The following is a 16,084-nucleotide window of genomic DNA, read 5'->3' on the forward strand; positions in this document are numbered from 1 at the left end:
GCTTTACAAGAACGAGGTTTCTTTTTGGCGCCAATCTGGTGACAGATTAGTTTTTCAGAGTTTTTTTGCTTAATCATTTATGTGATTCATCTTACAGATTTATCGGATAAGCTTTTTTGAATATCTTCTTCAATTCTTTTTACACTTGGTTGATAAAAAAGAAAACTAAAATTAAACAAAGAAGATATTGTATTTTTTAATTTGTATGAATGCTCTTTAATATGTTTGTCCCTCGAAGGGGTGCATTTAGTGCGTATGATAGATAAGGAAAAATGGGCTCATTAGTGATGGTTAAAACGGTATTAATCTTTTGCTATTAACATGATGTAGCGTAAAACATCTTCTGTTTAGGAGTGCATTATTATGTAAAACTTTACACATGAGGTGTTTTTTGGTTGATCGTGTTATAGATATTTAAAGTAGGGCTTTTTTTTCCGCCTTATGAAGTATTGTCCCTTAAGGTGTGGTATATGAACGATATGAAATGGTTAGAAGGTAGAATCTGCTAGATAAGAAGCTGGATTGTTTACAGATTGGCGCTGAGTTTAAGCTTCGTCTTTTTTTAAGAGGGAGGAAGGTATAACTCTTTCAATATAAAAGTTTTGTATTTGGAATTGATGGATGCACCGAAGTTCTTCTCCTTATGATTCATTAGAAGCACGAAATTCTCAAGGTTTTCGGCTTATTGAAATGTTCTTACGCCAGATTGGCGTTTTCATTGGGCTTGGGCTTTTGGGCTTTATTATTTTTTGTGTATTTGCTTTGGCAACTTGGAATGTTGCGGACCCATCTTTAACCCATGCAAATACCAATGAGGTGACAAACCTTATGGGGTGGTTGGGTGCGATTTTTTCAGATTTTATTATGCAGTTTTTTGGCTTGGCAAGTCTTGCTGTTTTATTGCCGCCATTATTTTGGTCTTTTCTTTTGTTGGCACAAAAGAATATCTACAATTTGTCTTGGCGCTTTTTTTTGTGGATGGTATCAACGATTTGTTTTTTAATTGCCTTTTCCCTTATGACGCCTATTGCTTCTTTTACTTATTGGCCATTGCCAATGGGCTTGGGAGGGGTTTTAGGCGATAAAGCTTTAAGTGTTGCTTCTTCAATCTTTCCTTTTCTTCTTTCTCCACTTTACACTGTGTGCTTCAGTATTGTTTTTATTCTTTTAGGTTTTTTTATCGCTGCTTTTGCTGGCAATGTGATATGGCGGCGTCAAACAAAGAAAAGAAAAGAAAAAAGCATACCCAAAAACGAAATCATTCATCCAATTTTTGAGGAGGAAGAAGATACGGAACATGCTGCAGAGGATGATCGTGTGTCACACGGTTTTTTTGTGACAACTCTTGGCGCTATTTTACATCTTTTTTATTTTTTACAAGCGCATTTTTTTCGCCTTTTTTGTTTCAAGAAGCGTTCTCAGAGTAAGAAACGAGGAAAGCCATTTGATCGGATTGAACCAACTTTTTTGGATGAAAAAGAAAAGTGTGAGGAAAATGAAATTTCTCCTGTTAAAAGTCGAAAGCGTTTAACCGCTTCTTCAAATGGTGGTTTTGTTCTTCCACTTTTAGATTATCTTTCGGTTGCACCACCATCTGTTAGGGATGCAAAACTTTCACCTGCTTCTTTAAAAGCAAATTCTCAGGAACTTGAAGGGGTTTTGTTAGATTTTGGGGTCAAAGGGAAAATTATAGATGCCTGTCCTGGACCGGTGGTTACTTTATATGAATTTGAACCGGCTGCTGGCATTAAGTCTTCTCGTATCATCAGTCTAGCAGATGATATTGCGCGCTCGATGCGTGCGATTTCTGCTCGTGTTGCTGTGGTTCCAGGGCGCAATGTGATTGGAATAGAATTGCCCAATGCAAAGCGTGAGATGGTTTATTTAAGAGAAATTGTGCAAGCGCAGGAGTTTATTGAAAGCAAAGCAAAATTAGGGCTTGCTTTGGGCAAGACAATTGGGGGAGAAGCTGTTATTGCGGATTTAGCAAAAATGCCTCATCTTTTGGTTGCTGGTACAACAGGATCAGGAAAGTCTGTTGCTATCAATACAATGATTTTATCTCTGCTTTATCGGATGACACCTGAACAATGTCGCCTCATTATGGTGGATCCAAAAATGCTTGAACTTTCGGTTTATGATGGCATTCCTCATTTATTAACACCGGTGGTGACAGATCCTAAAAAAGCCGTCATTGCTTTAAAATGGGCTGTTCGTGAAATGGAAGAGCGCTATAGTAAAATGTCAAAACTTGGTGTTCGCAATATCGATGGGTTTAATGCACGTCTCAAGGAGTCAGAAGGTCAAGGAGAGACAATGGTGCGTACAATTCAAGTTGGCTTTGATCATGAGACAGGTGAGCCTCTTTATGAAACGGAAACGCTTGATTTTAGTCCTATGCCCTATATTGTTGTCATTATTGATGAAATGGCTGATTTAATGATGGTTGCTGGTAAAGATATTGAAGGGGCGGTTCAACGCTTAGCGCAAATGGCGCGCGCCGCTGGTATCCATGTGATTATGGCAACACAGCGTCCTTCTGTTGATGTTATTACTGGGACGATTAAAGCCAATTTTCCTACACGCATTTCTTTTTCAGTGAGTTCAAAAATTGATAGCCGAACAATTCTAGGCGAACAAGGTGCCGAACAACTCTTGGGGCAGGGAGATATGCTCTTCATGATGGGAGGAGGACGTATTCAGCGTGTGCATGGACCTTTTGTCGCGGATGATGAAGTGGAGCAGGTTGTTGCGCATCTCAAAGCGCAAGCACGACCTGATTATTTGGAAACAATTACACAAGAAGTTGAAGAGGATGGTGCTGATGTTTCTTTGGCTTCTCCTTCAGAAGATGATCCCTATAGTCAAGCTGTTGCTATTGTTCTTCGTGACCGTAAGGCTTCGATTTCTTATATTCAACGCCGTTTAGGCATTGGTTATAACCGTGCTGCAACATTGATTGAGAGAATGGAAGAAGAAGGGATTATTAGTCCAGCAAATCATGCAGGGAAACGAGAAATTTTAGTTCCTGCTGAAGAAGAACGCTTTTGAAAAATCTTGATAAGCGTTTTTTAATAATATCTTATAAAAATAGGTGGTTATCCTACTCTGCCGTAAAAAGTTGATATCATCATACATTGTTCCAGTCCTTGGTATTTGAGACAATTCATAAGAAGTATTTTTATTCTTTAGCTTATTAATTTTTATCCATATGTCGGCCTTGCTTGTGATATGTAAGCCAATGATTTAAATTGATTCAATATGAGATAAGTATATGGTGAGAAAATCTTACGGTATTTGACATTATGATTCACGGTGAAAAATGATAATTTACCATTATAAATCAAGGTATAGATGTGAAATAATGTCATGTGAGGTGCTGTAGTATAAAAGTATGCAAGGCTTGATATATTAAGTGTTTTTTTAAGGCTGTATTGAATATTTAAGGTAGGGGTTATCAGCTTTATGTAAGGTGAAGCATATGGGGTGAGAAGCCAAGGGGAACCTACTAAAATCCAAACTGTTTATAGATCTGATCGGGTGAGGACTTTTATTCTTTTTGGTGAAGTCAAAAAACCTTTTTGTTTCTGAAAAGAGTTTTCAGATTCGCAAAGTACTATGTTTCGTCCTTCATTGGTTCCGTGTATTGCCTATAATCTATGTTGCTTCACAGATTATGAGTGGGAAAAAATATATTATGCGTTGAGCAAATTAGCAGAAAAGTAGGAATTTTGGTCCTTTGGGGAGGCTTAAAGGCAGATTGTTTCTTTGGAAACAATACCGCAAACGGTTAAAGAATATAAGACGGATGTTTTGGGGGGCTTCTTCTTGAGCAGATGATTATTGTCAAGCTGTTGCTGTTGTGCTTTGTGATGATTAGGCTTCAAATGCTGATATTCAACACTGTTTAGGCATTGCTTATAATTCGTGCGGCGACATTGATTGAGGGAATGGAAGAAGAAGGCATCATTGGTTCAGCAAATTATGCGGGAAAACGGGAATTTTGTGGGGGACTTTTGGAGAAGAATACTTTTAAAAATCTTTTGATAGTTTTTTCAAATAATATCTTTATCTTATAAAGCAGGGTATTTATTCATCATTTGTTGTTTATGATAAAGCCAATTAAGTATTGCTTGGGAGCATTTTTATGAAAACGTCTTTTTTGTCGCAAAGAAGAGTCTTTGGGTTTGTGGGGATTATTGTCTTTTGGTGTTTAACTTTTCCTGCTTTTTCGCAAGCCTCTAATAAAGTGGCAAAGGCGCAGAATGTTGTGAACCACTTTGCGGCAATCAAAACAATGACAGGTGATTTTATTCAATTTAGTCCAAAGGGAAAGATGTCTCAAGGAACGTTTTATCTAGAGCGTCCAGGGAAAATTCGTTTTATTTACAAGAAAATGCCTTTACAGATTATTGCAGATGGTCAATTTGTGGGCATTAACAATCGAGCTTTGAATACTTGGAACTTTTCCCAACTTTCGCAAACGCCAATGAAATTTCTGTTGGATGATAAAATTGACGTATCTTCTGGGCGTTTGTTGGCCTTTCGTGAAGATCCTGGGGCCGTGACGATTGTTTTGCGTGATCAAACAATTGGGGTAGGGCAAATAAGGATGGTTTTTGATTCTCAAGGTTCTGCTTTGCGGCAGTGGACAATTGTTGACCAACAAAATTTGGAAACTACTGTGCAGATTATGAATGTGCAGACAGATGTTCGATTCGCTAATGGAATGTTTAAACTTCCTTCGCAGAAATGAAGAAATAGTGTCACGTCATTGAGATTAAAACAGATGTTTTTTCGTATTGCGACTTGGAATATTAACTCTATTCGTTTGCGTCTTGCACAGGTTTTTCAGTATTTGGAACTCTTTCCTACAGATGTATTGTGTCTACAGGAAACAAAATGTCCAGATGCTTTATTTCCAGTGAGGGACTTTGAGGCAGCAGGATATAAGCATATCGCATTGAGTGGACAAAAATCTTATAACGGGGTGGCTATTGTTTCTCGTTTACCTTTTAAAAAGGTAAAAAAGCGTTTTTTTTGTCAAAATCAAGATTGCCGCTATATCTCAGTAATTGTGGAAGTCCATGGGAGAATCTTGCGGATTCATAATTTTTATGTTCCAGCTGGGGGAGATATTCCTGACGCTGATGTGAATGAAAAATTTCGTCATAAGCTTGATTTTTTAGAGGAAATGTCTCTTATCCGCGCAGATCAGGAAAAGGGGATATCTTCTCTTTTGCTGGGCGATTTGAATATTGCTCCTTTGGCAGAGGATGTTTGGTCTCATCAGCAATTGTTGAAGGTTGTAAGCCATACCCCCATTGAAACTGAGCGTTTACAGGATTTGTGTTGTCAAGGCGGGTGGGTTGATCTTATGCGGTTGCATATTCCTGTTCCTACTAAACTTTACACATGGTGGAGTTATCGTGCACGCAATTGGGCGCTTACGGATTACGGACGGCGGCTTGACCATGTTTGGTCCTCTCCAGATTTAGCGCCTTTTGTGGCGGATCTTGCAACTTTTCGTGATGCGCGCGGATGGGAACGTCCTTCAGATCATATTCCTGTGCAAACTGTATTTGATTTTTCACGTCAAGTTTGAAATAAGAGGTAAATAAAGTATTAATATTAAATAATGATTCTGAAAGAATGCGGGAGACTGGATGTATATCAGAAATCTCAAATGGGGTGCTTCTCGTGGATTATTTTCTAGTGTCTTGTTGTGTTTGCTTTTGTCAGGATGTATGGTTGGTCCTAATTACCAGAAAACATCTTTTCGTGTTCCAGCAGCTTGGGGAGAAAAATCTGCACAGACTGCAGGGCAGCCAGTTGTGCTTGCCGGATGGTGGCGGCATTTGAATGACCCTGTTCTAGATGCGTTAATGGATTACGCGATTTCTGGAAATAATAATGTTGCTGTTGCCAAAGCTCGGGTACGTGAGGCGCGTGCAGGTTTAGGACAGGTTGTGGGAACTCTTTTGCCAAATGTGTCCAATTCAATTTCAGGAACCCGTAGTCGTTCTGGACAGTCTGATGCATTGTTAAACCAATATCTTAGTGGTTTTGATGCAAGTTGGGAGCTGGATTTTTTTGGTGGGCATAAACGAGCTGTTGAAGCAGCGCGTTATGGCCTTGATGCGGCTGTGGAAGATATGCGCGCTACCATGGTGACATTACTAGGAGATGTGGCAACAAATTATGTGCAAATGCGTGGTTGGCAACAAAAGTTGTTTATTGTGCGGCAAATTGCTGTATCACAACGTAAAACTTATGAACTGATGCGCGCTAGATTAACAGCTGGTGATGTTTCTGAGCTTGATGTTTCAAATGCACAAGCACAAATGGCAAATACAGAAGCAGATATATCACAGATGGAAGCGAATTTAGCAATGAGCGTTCATCGCCTTTCTGTCTTAACTGGTCGTGTGCCTACGGCATTGAAGGATCTTTTACAAAAAAATGCTAAGCATGCAAAGATTCCACAACCGCGCTGGCCGATACCAGCAGGAATTCCAGCAGATATTTTGTTAACTCGTCCGGATTTGCGACGGGCAGAACGTCAATATGCGCAAGCGACAGCACGGATTGGTCAGCGTGAAGCAGATCGTTATCCATCACTTACTTTAACAGGTAATATTTCGACAGCAGCAACGGCAATTGATCAGTTATGGAAAAATTCAACGATTGGCTGGTCTTTTGGACCTGGTCTTCGTTTTCCTCTTTTTAATGGAGGTCAGGTCGAGGCTTCTATTGCGGTAGCACGCGCACAGCGTGATCAAGCTTTTATTACTTATCGAGCTGCTGTGTTGGAAGCTTTAGAAGATGTAGAAAATGCGCTTGTAAGATTAACGAAGGAACATCAACGCTTAGAAAAGCTAATCGTTGCGAATAAAGCTTCTCTTCATTCCTTAAAACTTTCACGGAGCCTTTTTGAGAATGGAAATACTAGTTTTCTTGAATTGTTAAATGCTGATCGCTCTTATTATTCTGCACAAATGGCGCTTAAAGATAGTCGTGTTTCTTTGGTTACGCAATATATCACGTTGATGAAAGCATTGGGGGGGGGCTGGGATGGTGTTGTTGATGTATCGCGTCCAGAAGTCGTTGATAGTGCACCTAGTTCGCGTGCAAAGGTAGGGAAATGAAAAAAAACTTACTCAAAAATTTCATTACAAAACACAAAAAACTTTCCTTCTTTTTAACTGCTATATTTCTCATTCTCTTGTTGTTATGGTTACGTTCTGTTTTTTTTGGAACATCCACACCAATATATATGACAGCGGTGGTGAAGCGTGGGGATATTGAAGAAAGTGTTTTAGCTTCTGGTCTTGTACGTCCTTACCGGTTGGTGGCTGTTGGTGCGCGTGCAACAGGGCGTGTGGTGTCAATGCGCGTTTCCCCTGGGAGTGTTGTGAAAGAAGGCGATCTGTTGGCAGAAATTGATCCTACAGATCAGGAAAATGATTTAAAAAGAAAAAAAGCAGCATTATCGCATTATTATGCGAGTTTGGTAGAACAAGAAGCCTATCTTTCTCTTGCACAGAAAAATTTAGAGCGTCAGAAAAAAATGATCGAAACACGAGCGATTTCACGGGCGAACCTCGATGAGGCTGCGACACAAGTGAAAATACGCGAGGCGCAAATTGAACAACTTCGTCAACAAATTGTGCAAGCACAAATTGATGTGGAGAGTGCAGAGGTTAATTTAGGTTATACACGTATCACTGCCCCTTCAGCGGGAACGGTTTTGGCAACAGTTGTGGAAGAAGGGCAGAATGTGAATGCGGTTCAGTCGGCGCCAACAATTGTTATTTTGGGTGATTTATCAAAGATGACGATCAAGGCGCAAATCTCAGAAGCAGATATTCTTAAAGTCCGAGCTGGACAACCACTTTATTTTACAGTTCTAGGTAATACACAGCGTCGTTATGAAGGCGTTTTAGAAAAAGTAGAGCCGGCTCCTGAAGCAATTCGTGCTGATGTGAGTATTAATCCTGGTATGGTGAGTGGTTCTAGTGCTTTAATATCATCGGCTATCTATTACAATGGAATTTTACATGTTGATAATGCGGATAATTTTTTGCGAACCTATATGACTGCTCAAGTTCATATTATCTTAGGGCGCGCGCAGAATGTCTTGTTGGTTCCAAGTGATGCTTTACGCGATGAGACAAGAGAGCGTAAAGCATGGGTTTCTGTTTTAGTGGGGGAAAATAAGGTGGTTACTAAACAGGTGAGCGTTGGGTTGAATAATAAGGTTATGGCAGAGATTATTTCAGGACTTAACGAGGGTGATGTCGTCATCACCAGTTCGTCTGATGGAGTGATGCCAGAGTTTTCTAACATGCATAGCGAAGACGAGAGTTAAAGCATGAGCACAAATCAAGCAGATGCTGTCTTCGTCTTGGAAAATATTGTGCGCAAATTTCCTGCGGGCGAAGCGTTTGTTACCGTTTTGAAAAACATCAATCTTACCATTAAACGTGGTGAAATGGTGGCAATTGTAGGTGCTTCCGGTTCAGGTAAATCTACCTTGATGAATATTTTAGGCTGTCTTGACCGTCCAACTTCTGGCCGTTATTGGATCTCTGGTAAAGAAACAGCTTCCCTTTCTGCGGATGAATTGTCGGCTTTGCGACGTAATCATTTTGGTTTTATTTTTCAGCGTTACCATTTGTTGAATGAATTGACAGCTCTTGGTAATGTTGAAATTCCGGCTATTTATGCGGGATGTGCTGTGGAAGCAAGAAAAAAGCGGGCACAGGATCTTTTAACGCGTTTGGGCATGGGTGATCGGATAAATCATCGTCCAAATCAGCTTTCCGGTGGTCAGCAACAACGTGTTTCTATTGCTCGGGCGCTCATGAATAATGCGGAGGTCATTCTTGCAGATGAACCAACTGGTGCATTGGATAAAAAGAGTGGGCAAGAAGTATTGCATATTTTGGATGAACTTCATCAAGAAGGGCGTACTATTATCATTGTAACCCATGATATGCAGGTAGCTGAAAGAGCAGAGCGTATTATCGAAATCAGTGATGGGGAAATTATTGCTGATAAGCGGTCAAGGGGTGGAAAAGCAAAAGTTGGTAGAAAATCTCTTCAGGAACAACAAAATCTAAAAGGCCAACAAAAACTGGGCTTTTTTCGTTCTTTTGTTGAGCGATTCCGTGAGGCGTTTGTGATGGCTCTGTTGGCAATGAATGCACATCGCATGCGGACTTTTCTAACAATGCTTGGGGTGATTATCGGTATTGGGGCGATTATTGCTATGGTAGCGTTAGGGAATGGTACACGAGAGAAAATTCTGGAAAATTTTAAAAGTTTAGGTGCTAATACATTAACCATTTTTCCTGGCAAAAGTTTTTCTGATCCACAAGCAGAAAAAATAACCAGTTTGGTTGAAGCTGATGCAGAAGCTTTGTCTGGATTACCTTATGTTTCTGGTGTAACACCACAGATTTCAGCAAGCTCGAAAGTACGTTTTGGTGCAGTTGAAGTCAATGCTGTCATTGCGGGGGTGGGAGAACAATTTTTTCAGACACAGGGGCTCAAAGTTTTCAAAGGACAGTTTTTTGATCACAAAAGTGTCCATGATCGGGCGGTTGATCTCGTGATCGAGAAAGAAGCATTGTCTGTTCTTTTCCCCCATAGCCATGAAAGCCCCCTTGGAAAGGTGGTGCATGTGGGTAATGTTCCAGCGCGTATTATTGGTGTTGTTGATTCGCAAAATAATGCAAGTGGAGATACATCAAATACCTTACAGCTTTATTTACCCTATACAACAGTGCAGACGCGTTTTCTTGGTACAACGGAAGTTCGTGCAATTACCGTTAGGATTGCTGATGATATTGATTCACATTTAGCGGAGACTATGATAAAACGTTTTCTCATTATGCGGCATGGCGGGGAGGATTTTTTCATTAGAAATTCTGAATTTTTCCGTGAACGTATCATGGAGAGTACAAATATTTTAACACTTTTAATTTCTTCAATTGCAGCTATTTCTCTGGTTGTGGGGGGTATAGGGGTGATGAATATTATGTTGGTCACTGTTTCTGAGCGGATCAATGAAATCGGCGTGCGTATGGCAGTTGGTGCACGACAAAGTGATATTTTACAGCAATTTCTCATTGAAGCGATTTTGGTTTGTGTGATTGGTGGTGGTTTGGGAATCTTGCTTGGACTTTCTATCGGTGGCTTGTTTCTTCTGTTTAAGGCACCTATCCATTTGGTTTATACTATTGAATCGATCATTATGTCTCTTACTTTTTCAACCCTCATAGGAATATGTTTTGGCTTTTCTCCAGCGCGACAAGCTTCACGGCTTGATCCTGTTGTTGCACTCTCGCGTGATTAAGCGGTTATCAATTTAAGAGATATTGGTTGTTATATCAAATTGGATGAAACATTTGTGAAGCAGAATATGGATGGGAAAAGTTTAGCACTATTCGCTTCTTTCTCCTAAAAAATGCTGTATTCGTTAAGTGGAATGCTACTAGACCATGAATTTATAGCACAACACATCATGTGAGATGTGGTGGTATAGGGGTGTATAATCTTCCTTGAGGTATTAAATGTTTTGGGAATGCTTTACGAATATTCTTAAATTTTTCTTATCGCGCCTTTTGTAAGTGAATCCCATTAAGCAGAAAGCTAAGCGGAATCCGCTAGAATTGAGACTGTTTACAGACTGGATTTCGTTAAGAATCCCTGTCTTTTCAGATGCGGAAAGGAAGCTAAATGAAATATAATGCGCGCTGACTTTTAAGATTTAATCTAAAAAAGCGGGGGAAAGTGAAGTGTATATCTTTTAACAAACAAAAGAACAAAAAAGCAAGTCGAGACAAAAACAGCTTAAAACCCACCCCTCCAAAAAAACAACTGGTATACGAGGCGTGTTAATCTATAGAGTTTTCCTTTTGTTCATTCGTAGACCGGTTCTTTTTTTCACACATTGTATGGCAATAGAAGGGACGTTCGTATGAGTAACCTTTGGTTTACCTAAGAGAGCGCGTGCTTTTTCTGTTGTCTGTAAATCAACATCTAAACCTAAGACAGCCGCATGTTTGAGACAAATATTAAGACGATTAAGAGCTCTATTAGCTGTTGCTGCTTTTGTATGCCAAATGGGAGTAAGGACATTGCGTATCTCTGTTTGTGTAATATCAGAAACGGGCAGACAGCCTAATTTAGGTAAAATATGAAGTTTTAAAGGTAAAAACCAATTCCCATCTTTGCCGTCATTCTTTAATTCAGCTTTACGGCTTTCAAAAGCATCCAAAGCAATATCTTTTAAATAATGGAGATTGCTTATTGCCTCACGCTTTTGTTTATTACGTTTTTGAATAGGGTCACGACCCTCACGTAACACAGAGCGCCACCCACTTGCTAATTCACGGGCTTGTTTTAAAGAGACATCTCTTAAAGCACCCAAGCCCCTTTCACGACGGCGCCCGTGAAGAGTATAACGATAAATCCATTGAGCACCTCCATCTTTGCGCTTATGAAGTAACAAGCCGGCACCATCATTATATTTTCCAGCCCCCAATGTTGCGACAGATTTTGCATTAAGACGGCTCATAAGAGCCATTTTTATTCCTTTCTTATACAAATTTGATCCACACACTCATCTCACTTGTTATGTGCAAATGAGTGGTTTTGATTGATTCAAGATAAACAGATTTGAAATGAGAGAATCCTACGATATTCGAGACTCTCATTCATCACACAAAACAGTGAATTGTCATTATAAATCAATATCTTGTTGGTTTTGGATTCCTTATAGCTTTATGCGATGGAGATATAGGTTCCTGCGAAGCTTTAGCTTTGTATGGAGGATGCGATAAACACACCTATGGATTTATGTTGCTGGGAAGCTAAAACTATATTGATTATTATGTGTATTGGCATAGCTTATTATTGGTTTTATGATAGATTTTAATTGCGTTTAGCTTCAGGCGATATCAAGCTTTCAACTTTTTAAATAGAGAAACATCAAAAAGAAGTTCACAAAAATAAAAATAATGAAACAAACCTCCACATTCTCGTGAATGGTGCGTATTGTCTTATGTTTTTGTTCTTCACGTTCTTTAAAGGGGGGCGTTTTCTTATGGTAAAAAGAATGCTGCAAACAGAATATACTTATGTTGCACATTTATGCACTTATGTTAAAGAAACATCTCTTGGTGCGTTCAAAGTTCATTTCATGGTGCTGAAGCATGTATTAAAAAGAGAGTGTTCGTTGAGAGGAAGCTCCCTAGATTGCTATAAGGTCTATTTATCCCCTCCCTCTTTAGGCTTCATGAAGTAATAAGCCAGCACCGTTACACTATTTGCCGTAATACTGCTTAGAACTTGGGATAATTGATAAGAGGTATATTTTACACTCAGTGATAAGGGCTGTTGCGATATTTCGGATATGGGCAAAGTGTATGGTTTCTTGTATTTTTTATGAAACATAAAGATGGTGGTATAAATAGATCTTATAGTGATCTGGGGAGGATTCATTTACGAGGGCTTTTATCCCATTGGGATATCATCTACAAATCAGAGCAGCGAAATAAGTTTTGGATGTGAGAGATGTTTCTTTAAAACAAGCACGTGAATGTGCCAGTATATTGAGGCATTCTACTTTGCCTTTATATTCTCAAGCCAAGGATAGTCCCTATATCCCCATCAATCTGATCTTTATGGATATGACACAAAGGATATGTACGAACCACTTAAGACAAGGCATTAATTTATAATGATAATTTGGCGTTATTCAATTGGAATTAGAATACTGAATACCGTAAAATTCTCTCATTTTAAACCTGCTTATCTTGAATCAATTAAAATCACTTGCTTGCACGTCACAAGCGGGTAGGCTATGTGGGAAAAAAATGTATAAGAAAGAATTAAAAATGGCTCTTATGAACTGTCTTAAGTGCCAAGAGCTGCAACACCCATGGGCTGGCAAAGTGGTGATGGTGCTGGCTTGCTTCTTCACAAATGTACATATGGAGGTGCACAATGGATTTACCGTTATACCATTCATGGTTGCTGTCGTGAAATGGGCTTGGGGGCGTTAAGAGATGTCTCTTTAAAACAAGCCCGTGAATTGGCAAGTGGGTGGCGCTCTGTGTTACGTGAGGGTCGTGACCCTATTCAAAAACGTAATAAACAAAAGCGTGAGGCAATAAGCAATCTCCGTTATTTAAAAGACATTGCTTTAGATACTTTTAAAAGTCGTAAAGCTGAATTAAAAGGAGATGGTAAAGATAGAAACTGGTTTTTACCTTTGAAACTTCACATTTTATCAAAATTAGGCTGTCTGTCTTTTTCAGGAGATTATACAAATAGAGATACGCTATATCCTTGCTCCTAATTTGGCATACAAAAGTTGATACAGTGCGTAACGCACTGAGCCGTCTTAATATTTGTCTCAAACATGCTGCTGCCTTGGGGTTGGATGTTATTTACAAGAAACAACAAAAGCACGTGCTCTCTTAGGTAAACAACGCCATAAAACCGTCAATAGATCGGCTATGGATTGGAGAGATGTGCCGGCTATAAGATATTTTGCGAAGCATCAATCCTAACACAATAGGTTTTGCGCTTGCTTTGCCTTGAGAGGCAGGACTTTTCTATAATCTTATGGAGGAAACCTGTGTGGAAGTGAAAAGACAAAACGCTATGAATCGGTCAGTAGGGGGCAAGTTTTTTAAAAAGTCAGAAGGATAAAGATTAGAAGGCAGTTCTGATATAGACTTGGAGTGTTTTAATATATTGGAATATAAGAATGCGGATTTGATTGATCTGTTGTATTGTGCTTTCAGCATTGCTCTTTTTAACAGGATAGGCAATGAAGTGGATATCAGGCATTAAATATTTAAGTTCACGCATCGAGCGCCACACATGGTAATCATGGGTGACAATATAAAGGGTTTTATAGTGGTGTTTTTTGATCCAATCGGCGCTTTCTTTAGCATTTCCTCTGGTGTTAATCGCTTGATGCCCGATGTCAATACAACAGGAGATAAGCCGTGGGGTAATATGCATGTTATGCATGAGACTTTTCAGATTGGTTGTGGTGTTTACGCCACTGATGAGGAGACGTGAACCAAGCCCCTTTTGTAAAAGATGGAGTCCTGTCTCTATTCGGTTGTCTCCACCTGTAAGCACGATAATGGCATCGGCTTTGGGGAGAGGCTTTGGGGGATAAAGTCGTTCGGTTTTTTCAGAAAAAACAATAAAACCACCCCAGAAAATGAAAACAATGATTGAAAGAGTAAGGGTCGTTGGTGGAAAATAACGAAATAAGAGGCATGGAGACCAACTGTAGTGAGGCCGTTGTGGAAGAGGACGTTCTAAATTATTTTGCGTCAATGAGTTGGAATGATAGGAGTGGTGAGTCATAAAATTAAAATAAACCGTTTTCACATTGATCGATTTTTTTCAGTTGCGCTAAAATAGTCATGCGATTTGTAAGGGTGGTGAGAAAAGAAACGAAAATAATAAGGAGAATGATTTTTCCATAGGGGATGGAACGTATGGAAATATGTCCAAATAAAGCTGTTACTTGGCTAGCTTCTACTCTTCCCAAGTTATAATTCGTCCAGAAACAAAAGGCTGAAAACAGAAATATGCTTGTGAGACCACCATATAAAGCACCACGCAGCGCAGTTTTAAAAAAATGCCAGTCAAATTGGCGAGCAATGAAAAGAGTTTCAGTACCAAGGAAATATAACACATTGATAATATGTGCATTTTCTGCCAATGCATTGCGGGTAGCAAAAATGATGGTGAGGATAAGAGAGCCTAGAACCAATGCTAAAATTGAAAAACCCATGAAAACAGTTGTGTGTGCCATTTTCACAAAACGATGAACCCAAACACGGTGATCATCAAATTGACCTCCTGGAATTTGGGTTTTAATGGCGTGATTAATGGCTGCAAAATTGATTGTTTCATTCCCCTTTAGGGTGACAATGATAAGGCGGGGAAGAGGCAGTTCATTGAAATTAAAACCTGTTCCAAGCCATGGCTCCAGTAACTTTTCTGTAGCTTTTTGGTCAACAATTTTCGCATCTTGGACACCGGAAAATGTTTTAACCAATTGTACAGCATCATGGAGTGCTTTGTTGATATCAACATTGTCAACGGGGCGTATTTGTATTGTTGCTTCATAGCTAATTTGATTACTCCAATTTTGGGCGGCACGTTGGACTAAATCAACACCAATTAAGGTGAGACTTGAGAGAAATGTCATAATTGCAATCACTGCAACCAGCGCTTTCCCAGAAATATTACTACTGGGAATAATCGCCGTTGTGTTTTTTTTATTGCTTGTAAAAATGGGGAAAGATTTATTCATGAATCGTCATCCGTCCATTATGGAGAAGCATACGCCGTGCTGCAACTTGTTCCATTAAGGCGATATCATGGGTGGCAATGATAACAGCTGTTCCAAAACGATTTAATTCAATAAACAAACGGAGGAGGCGTTTTGCCAAGGGGGGGTCGACATTTCCGGTGGGTTCATCGGCCAGCAGAATTTCAGGTTGATCAATGAGCGCGCGTGCAATGGCTACCCTTTGTTTTTCTCCGCCGGAAAGAACTGGTGGTAAAACATGAATATGATCTCCAAGACCTACCCAACAGAGAAGATCTTCCACTTCACTGCGATAGGTTGCTTCTTCTTGTCCTTTAATGCGTAAAGGTAAGGAAACATTTTCATAAGTGGTCATGTGGTCGAGTAAACGAAAATCTTGAAAAACTACACCGATACGTTGTCGTAGTGCTGGAAGCTCTTGTCGTTTGAGTAATGCTGTGTCTGTTCCAAAGAGATCAATATGACCGCGGGTGGGTTTGAGTGCCAAAAACATAAGACGCATCAACGACGTTTTCCCTGCTCCAGAGGCACCTGTGAGAAATTGAAATGATCCAGGAGGAATATGAAAGCTAATATCACGAAGGACCTCAGGGCCCATTCCATAGCGTAGGCCGACATTTTCAAAATGAATCACTTTTCGTTACCACTTCCGTTTTTATAGTGTATTACTTTCAGAACTTTTGCTCCTATTTTTATATCTTATTC

9 protein-coding genes and 3 pseudogenes are annotated in these 16,084 nt (G+C 39.6%); 8 read left to right on the forward strand and 4 right to left on the reverse strand.

The window, feature by feature from the left end; translation table 11 throughout:
- Window positions 1-621: 621 nt before the first annotated feature.
- The 7 genes and pseudogenes from ACFINC_RS01320 (at window position 622) to ACFINC_RS01350 (ending at window position 10,363) form a co-directional block, all read left to right on the forward strand.
- Entirely contained in the window at window positions 622-3,051 is a 2,430-nt protein-coding gene (locus ACFINC_RS01320) for a DNA translocase FtsK 4TM domain-containing protein (RefSeq protein WP_375615772.1), read from the forward strand.
- Window positions 3,052-3,835: 784 nt separating this feature from the next.
- A pseudogene (locus ACFINC_RS01325) lies at window positions 3,836-4,079 on the forward strand (DNA translocase FtsK); the annotation flags it as partial.
- A gap of 68 nt (window positions 4,080-4,147) precedes the next feature.
- Window positions 4,148-4,756, forward strand: a complete 609-nt coding sequence (locus tag ACFINC_RS01330) for an outer membrane lipoprotein carrier protein LolA (protein WP_375615773.1) — start codon at window positions 4,148-4,150, stop codon at window positions 4,754-4,756.
- Between the two features lie 33 nt (window positions 4,757-4,789).
- Window positions 4,790-5,605 carry an exodeoxyribonuclease III gene (locus ACFINC_RS01335; protein WP_375615774.1) on the forward strand — a complete coding sequence of 272 codons (816 nt, stop codon included), beginning with the start codon at window positions 4,790-4,792 and terminating at the stop codon, window positions 5,603-5,605.
- A 61-nt stretch (window positions 5,606-5,666) separates the two neighbouring features.
- Window positions 5,667-7,148: an efflux transporter outer membrane subunit gene (locus ACFINC_RS01340; protein WP_375615775.1), complete on the forward strand. Its 1,482-nt coding sequence runs from the start codon at window positions 5,667-5,669 to the stop codon at window positions 7,146-7,148.
- A complete protein-coding gene (locus tag ACFINC_RS01345) occupies window positions 7,145-8,371 on the forward strand; it encodes an efflux RND transporter periplasmic adaptor subunit (RefSeq protein WP_375615776.1) in 1,227 nt (408 codons plus the stop codon). Before ACFINC_RS01340 ends, ACFINC_RS01345 begins: the two co-directional genes overlap by 4 nt.
- Window positions 8,372-8,374: 3 nt before the next feature.
- Window positions 8,375-10,363 (forward strand): MacB family efflux pump subunit, encoded by a 1,989-nt coding sequence (locus tag ACFINC_RS01350; protein WP_375615777.1) that lies wholly within the window; start codon window positions 8,375-8,377, stop codon window positions 10,361-10,363.
- 606 nt (window positions 10,364-10,969) lie between these two features.
- On the opposite strand, the pseudogene ACFINC_RS01355 reads toward ACFINC_RS01350, so the two are convergent.
- A pseudogene (locus tag ACFINC_RS01355) lies at window positions 10,970-11,596 on the reverse strand (tyrosine-type recombinase/integrase); the annotation flags it as partial.
- A gap of 1,312 nt (window positions 11,597-12,908) precedes the next feature.
- On the opposite strand from ACFINC_RS01355, the pseudogene ACFINC_RS01360 reads away from it, so the two are divergent.
- Window positions 12,909-13,556, forward strand: a pseudogene (locus ACFINC_RS01360) (integrase arm-type DNA-binding domain-containing protein); the annotation flags it as partial.
- Between the two features lie 175 nt (window positions 13,557-13,731).
- Here ACFINC_RS01360 and ACFINC_RS01365 read toward each other — a convergent pair.
- Genes ACFINC_RS01365 through ftsE form a run of 3 tightly spaced genes read right to left on the reverse strand, consistent with a single transcriptional unit; the run spans window position 13,732 to window position 16,013 of the window.
- Entirely contained in the window at window positions 13,732-14,403 is a 672-nt protein-coding gene (locus tag ACFINC_RS01365; RefSeq protein ID WP_375615778.1) for a YdcF family protein, read from the reverse strand.
- Window positions 14,404-14,407: 4 nt separating this feature from the next.
- Window positions 14,408-15,361: a cell division protein FtsX gene (locus ACFINC_RS01370; protein WP_375615779.1), complete on the reverse strand. Its 954-nt coding sequence runs from the start codon at window positions 15,359-15,361 to the stop codon at window positions 14,408-14,410.
- Window positions 15,354-16,013: a cell division ATP-binding protein FtsE gene (gene ftsE, locus ACFINC_RS01375; RefSeq protein WP_273723097.1), complete on the reverse strand. Its 660-nt coding sequence runs from the start codon at window positions 16,011-16,013 to the stop codon at window positions 15,354-15,356. Before ftsE ends, ACFINC_RS01370 begins: the two co-directional genes overlap by 8 nt.
- Between the last annotated feature and the right edge of the window lie 71 nt (window positions 16,014-16,084).

The sequence above is a fragment of the Bartonella sp. AP58NXGY genome (assembly GCF_042195785.1).
GTDB lineage: Bacteria > Pseudomonadota > Alphaproteobacteria > Rhizobiales > Rhizobiaceae > Bartonella.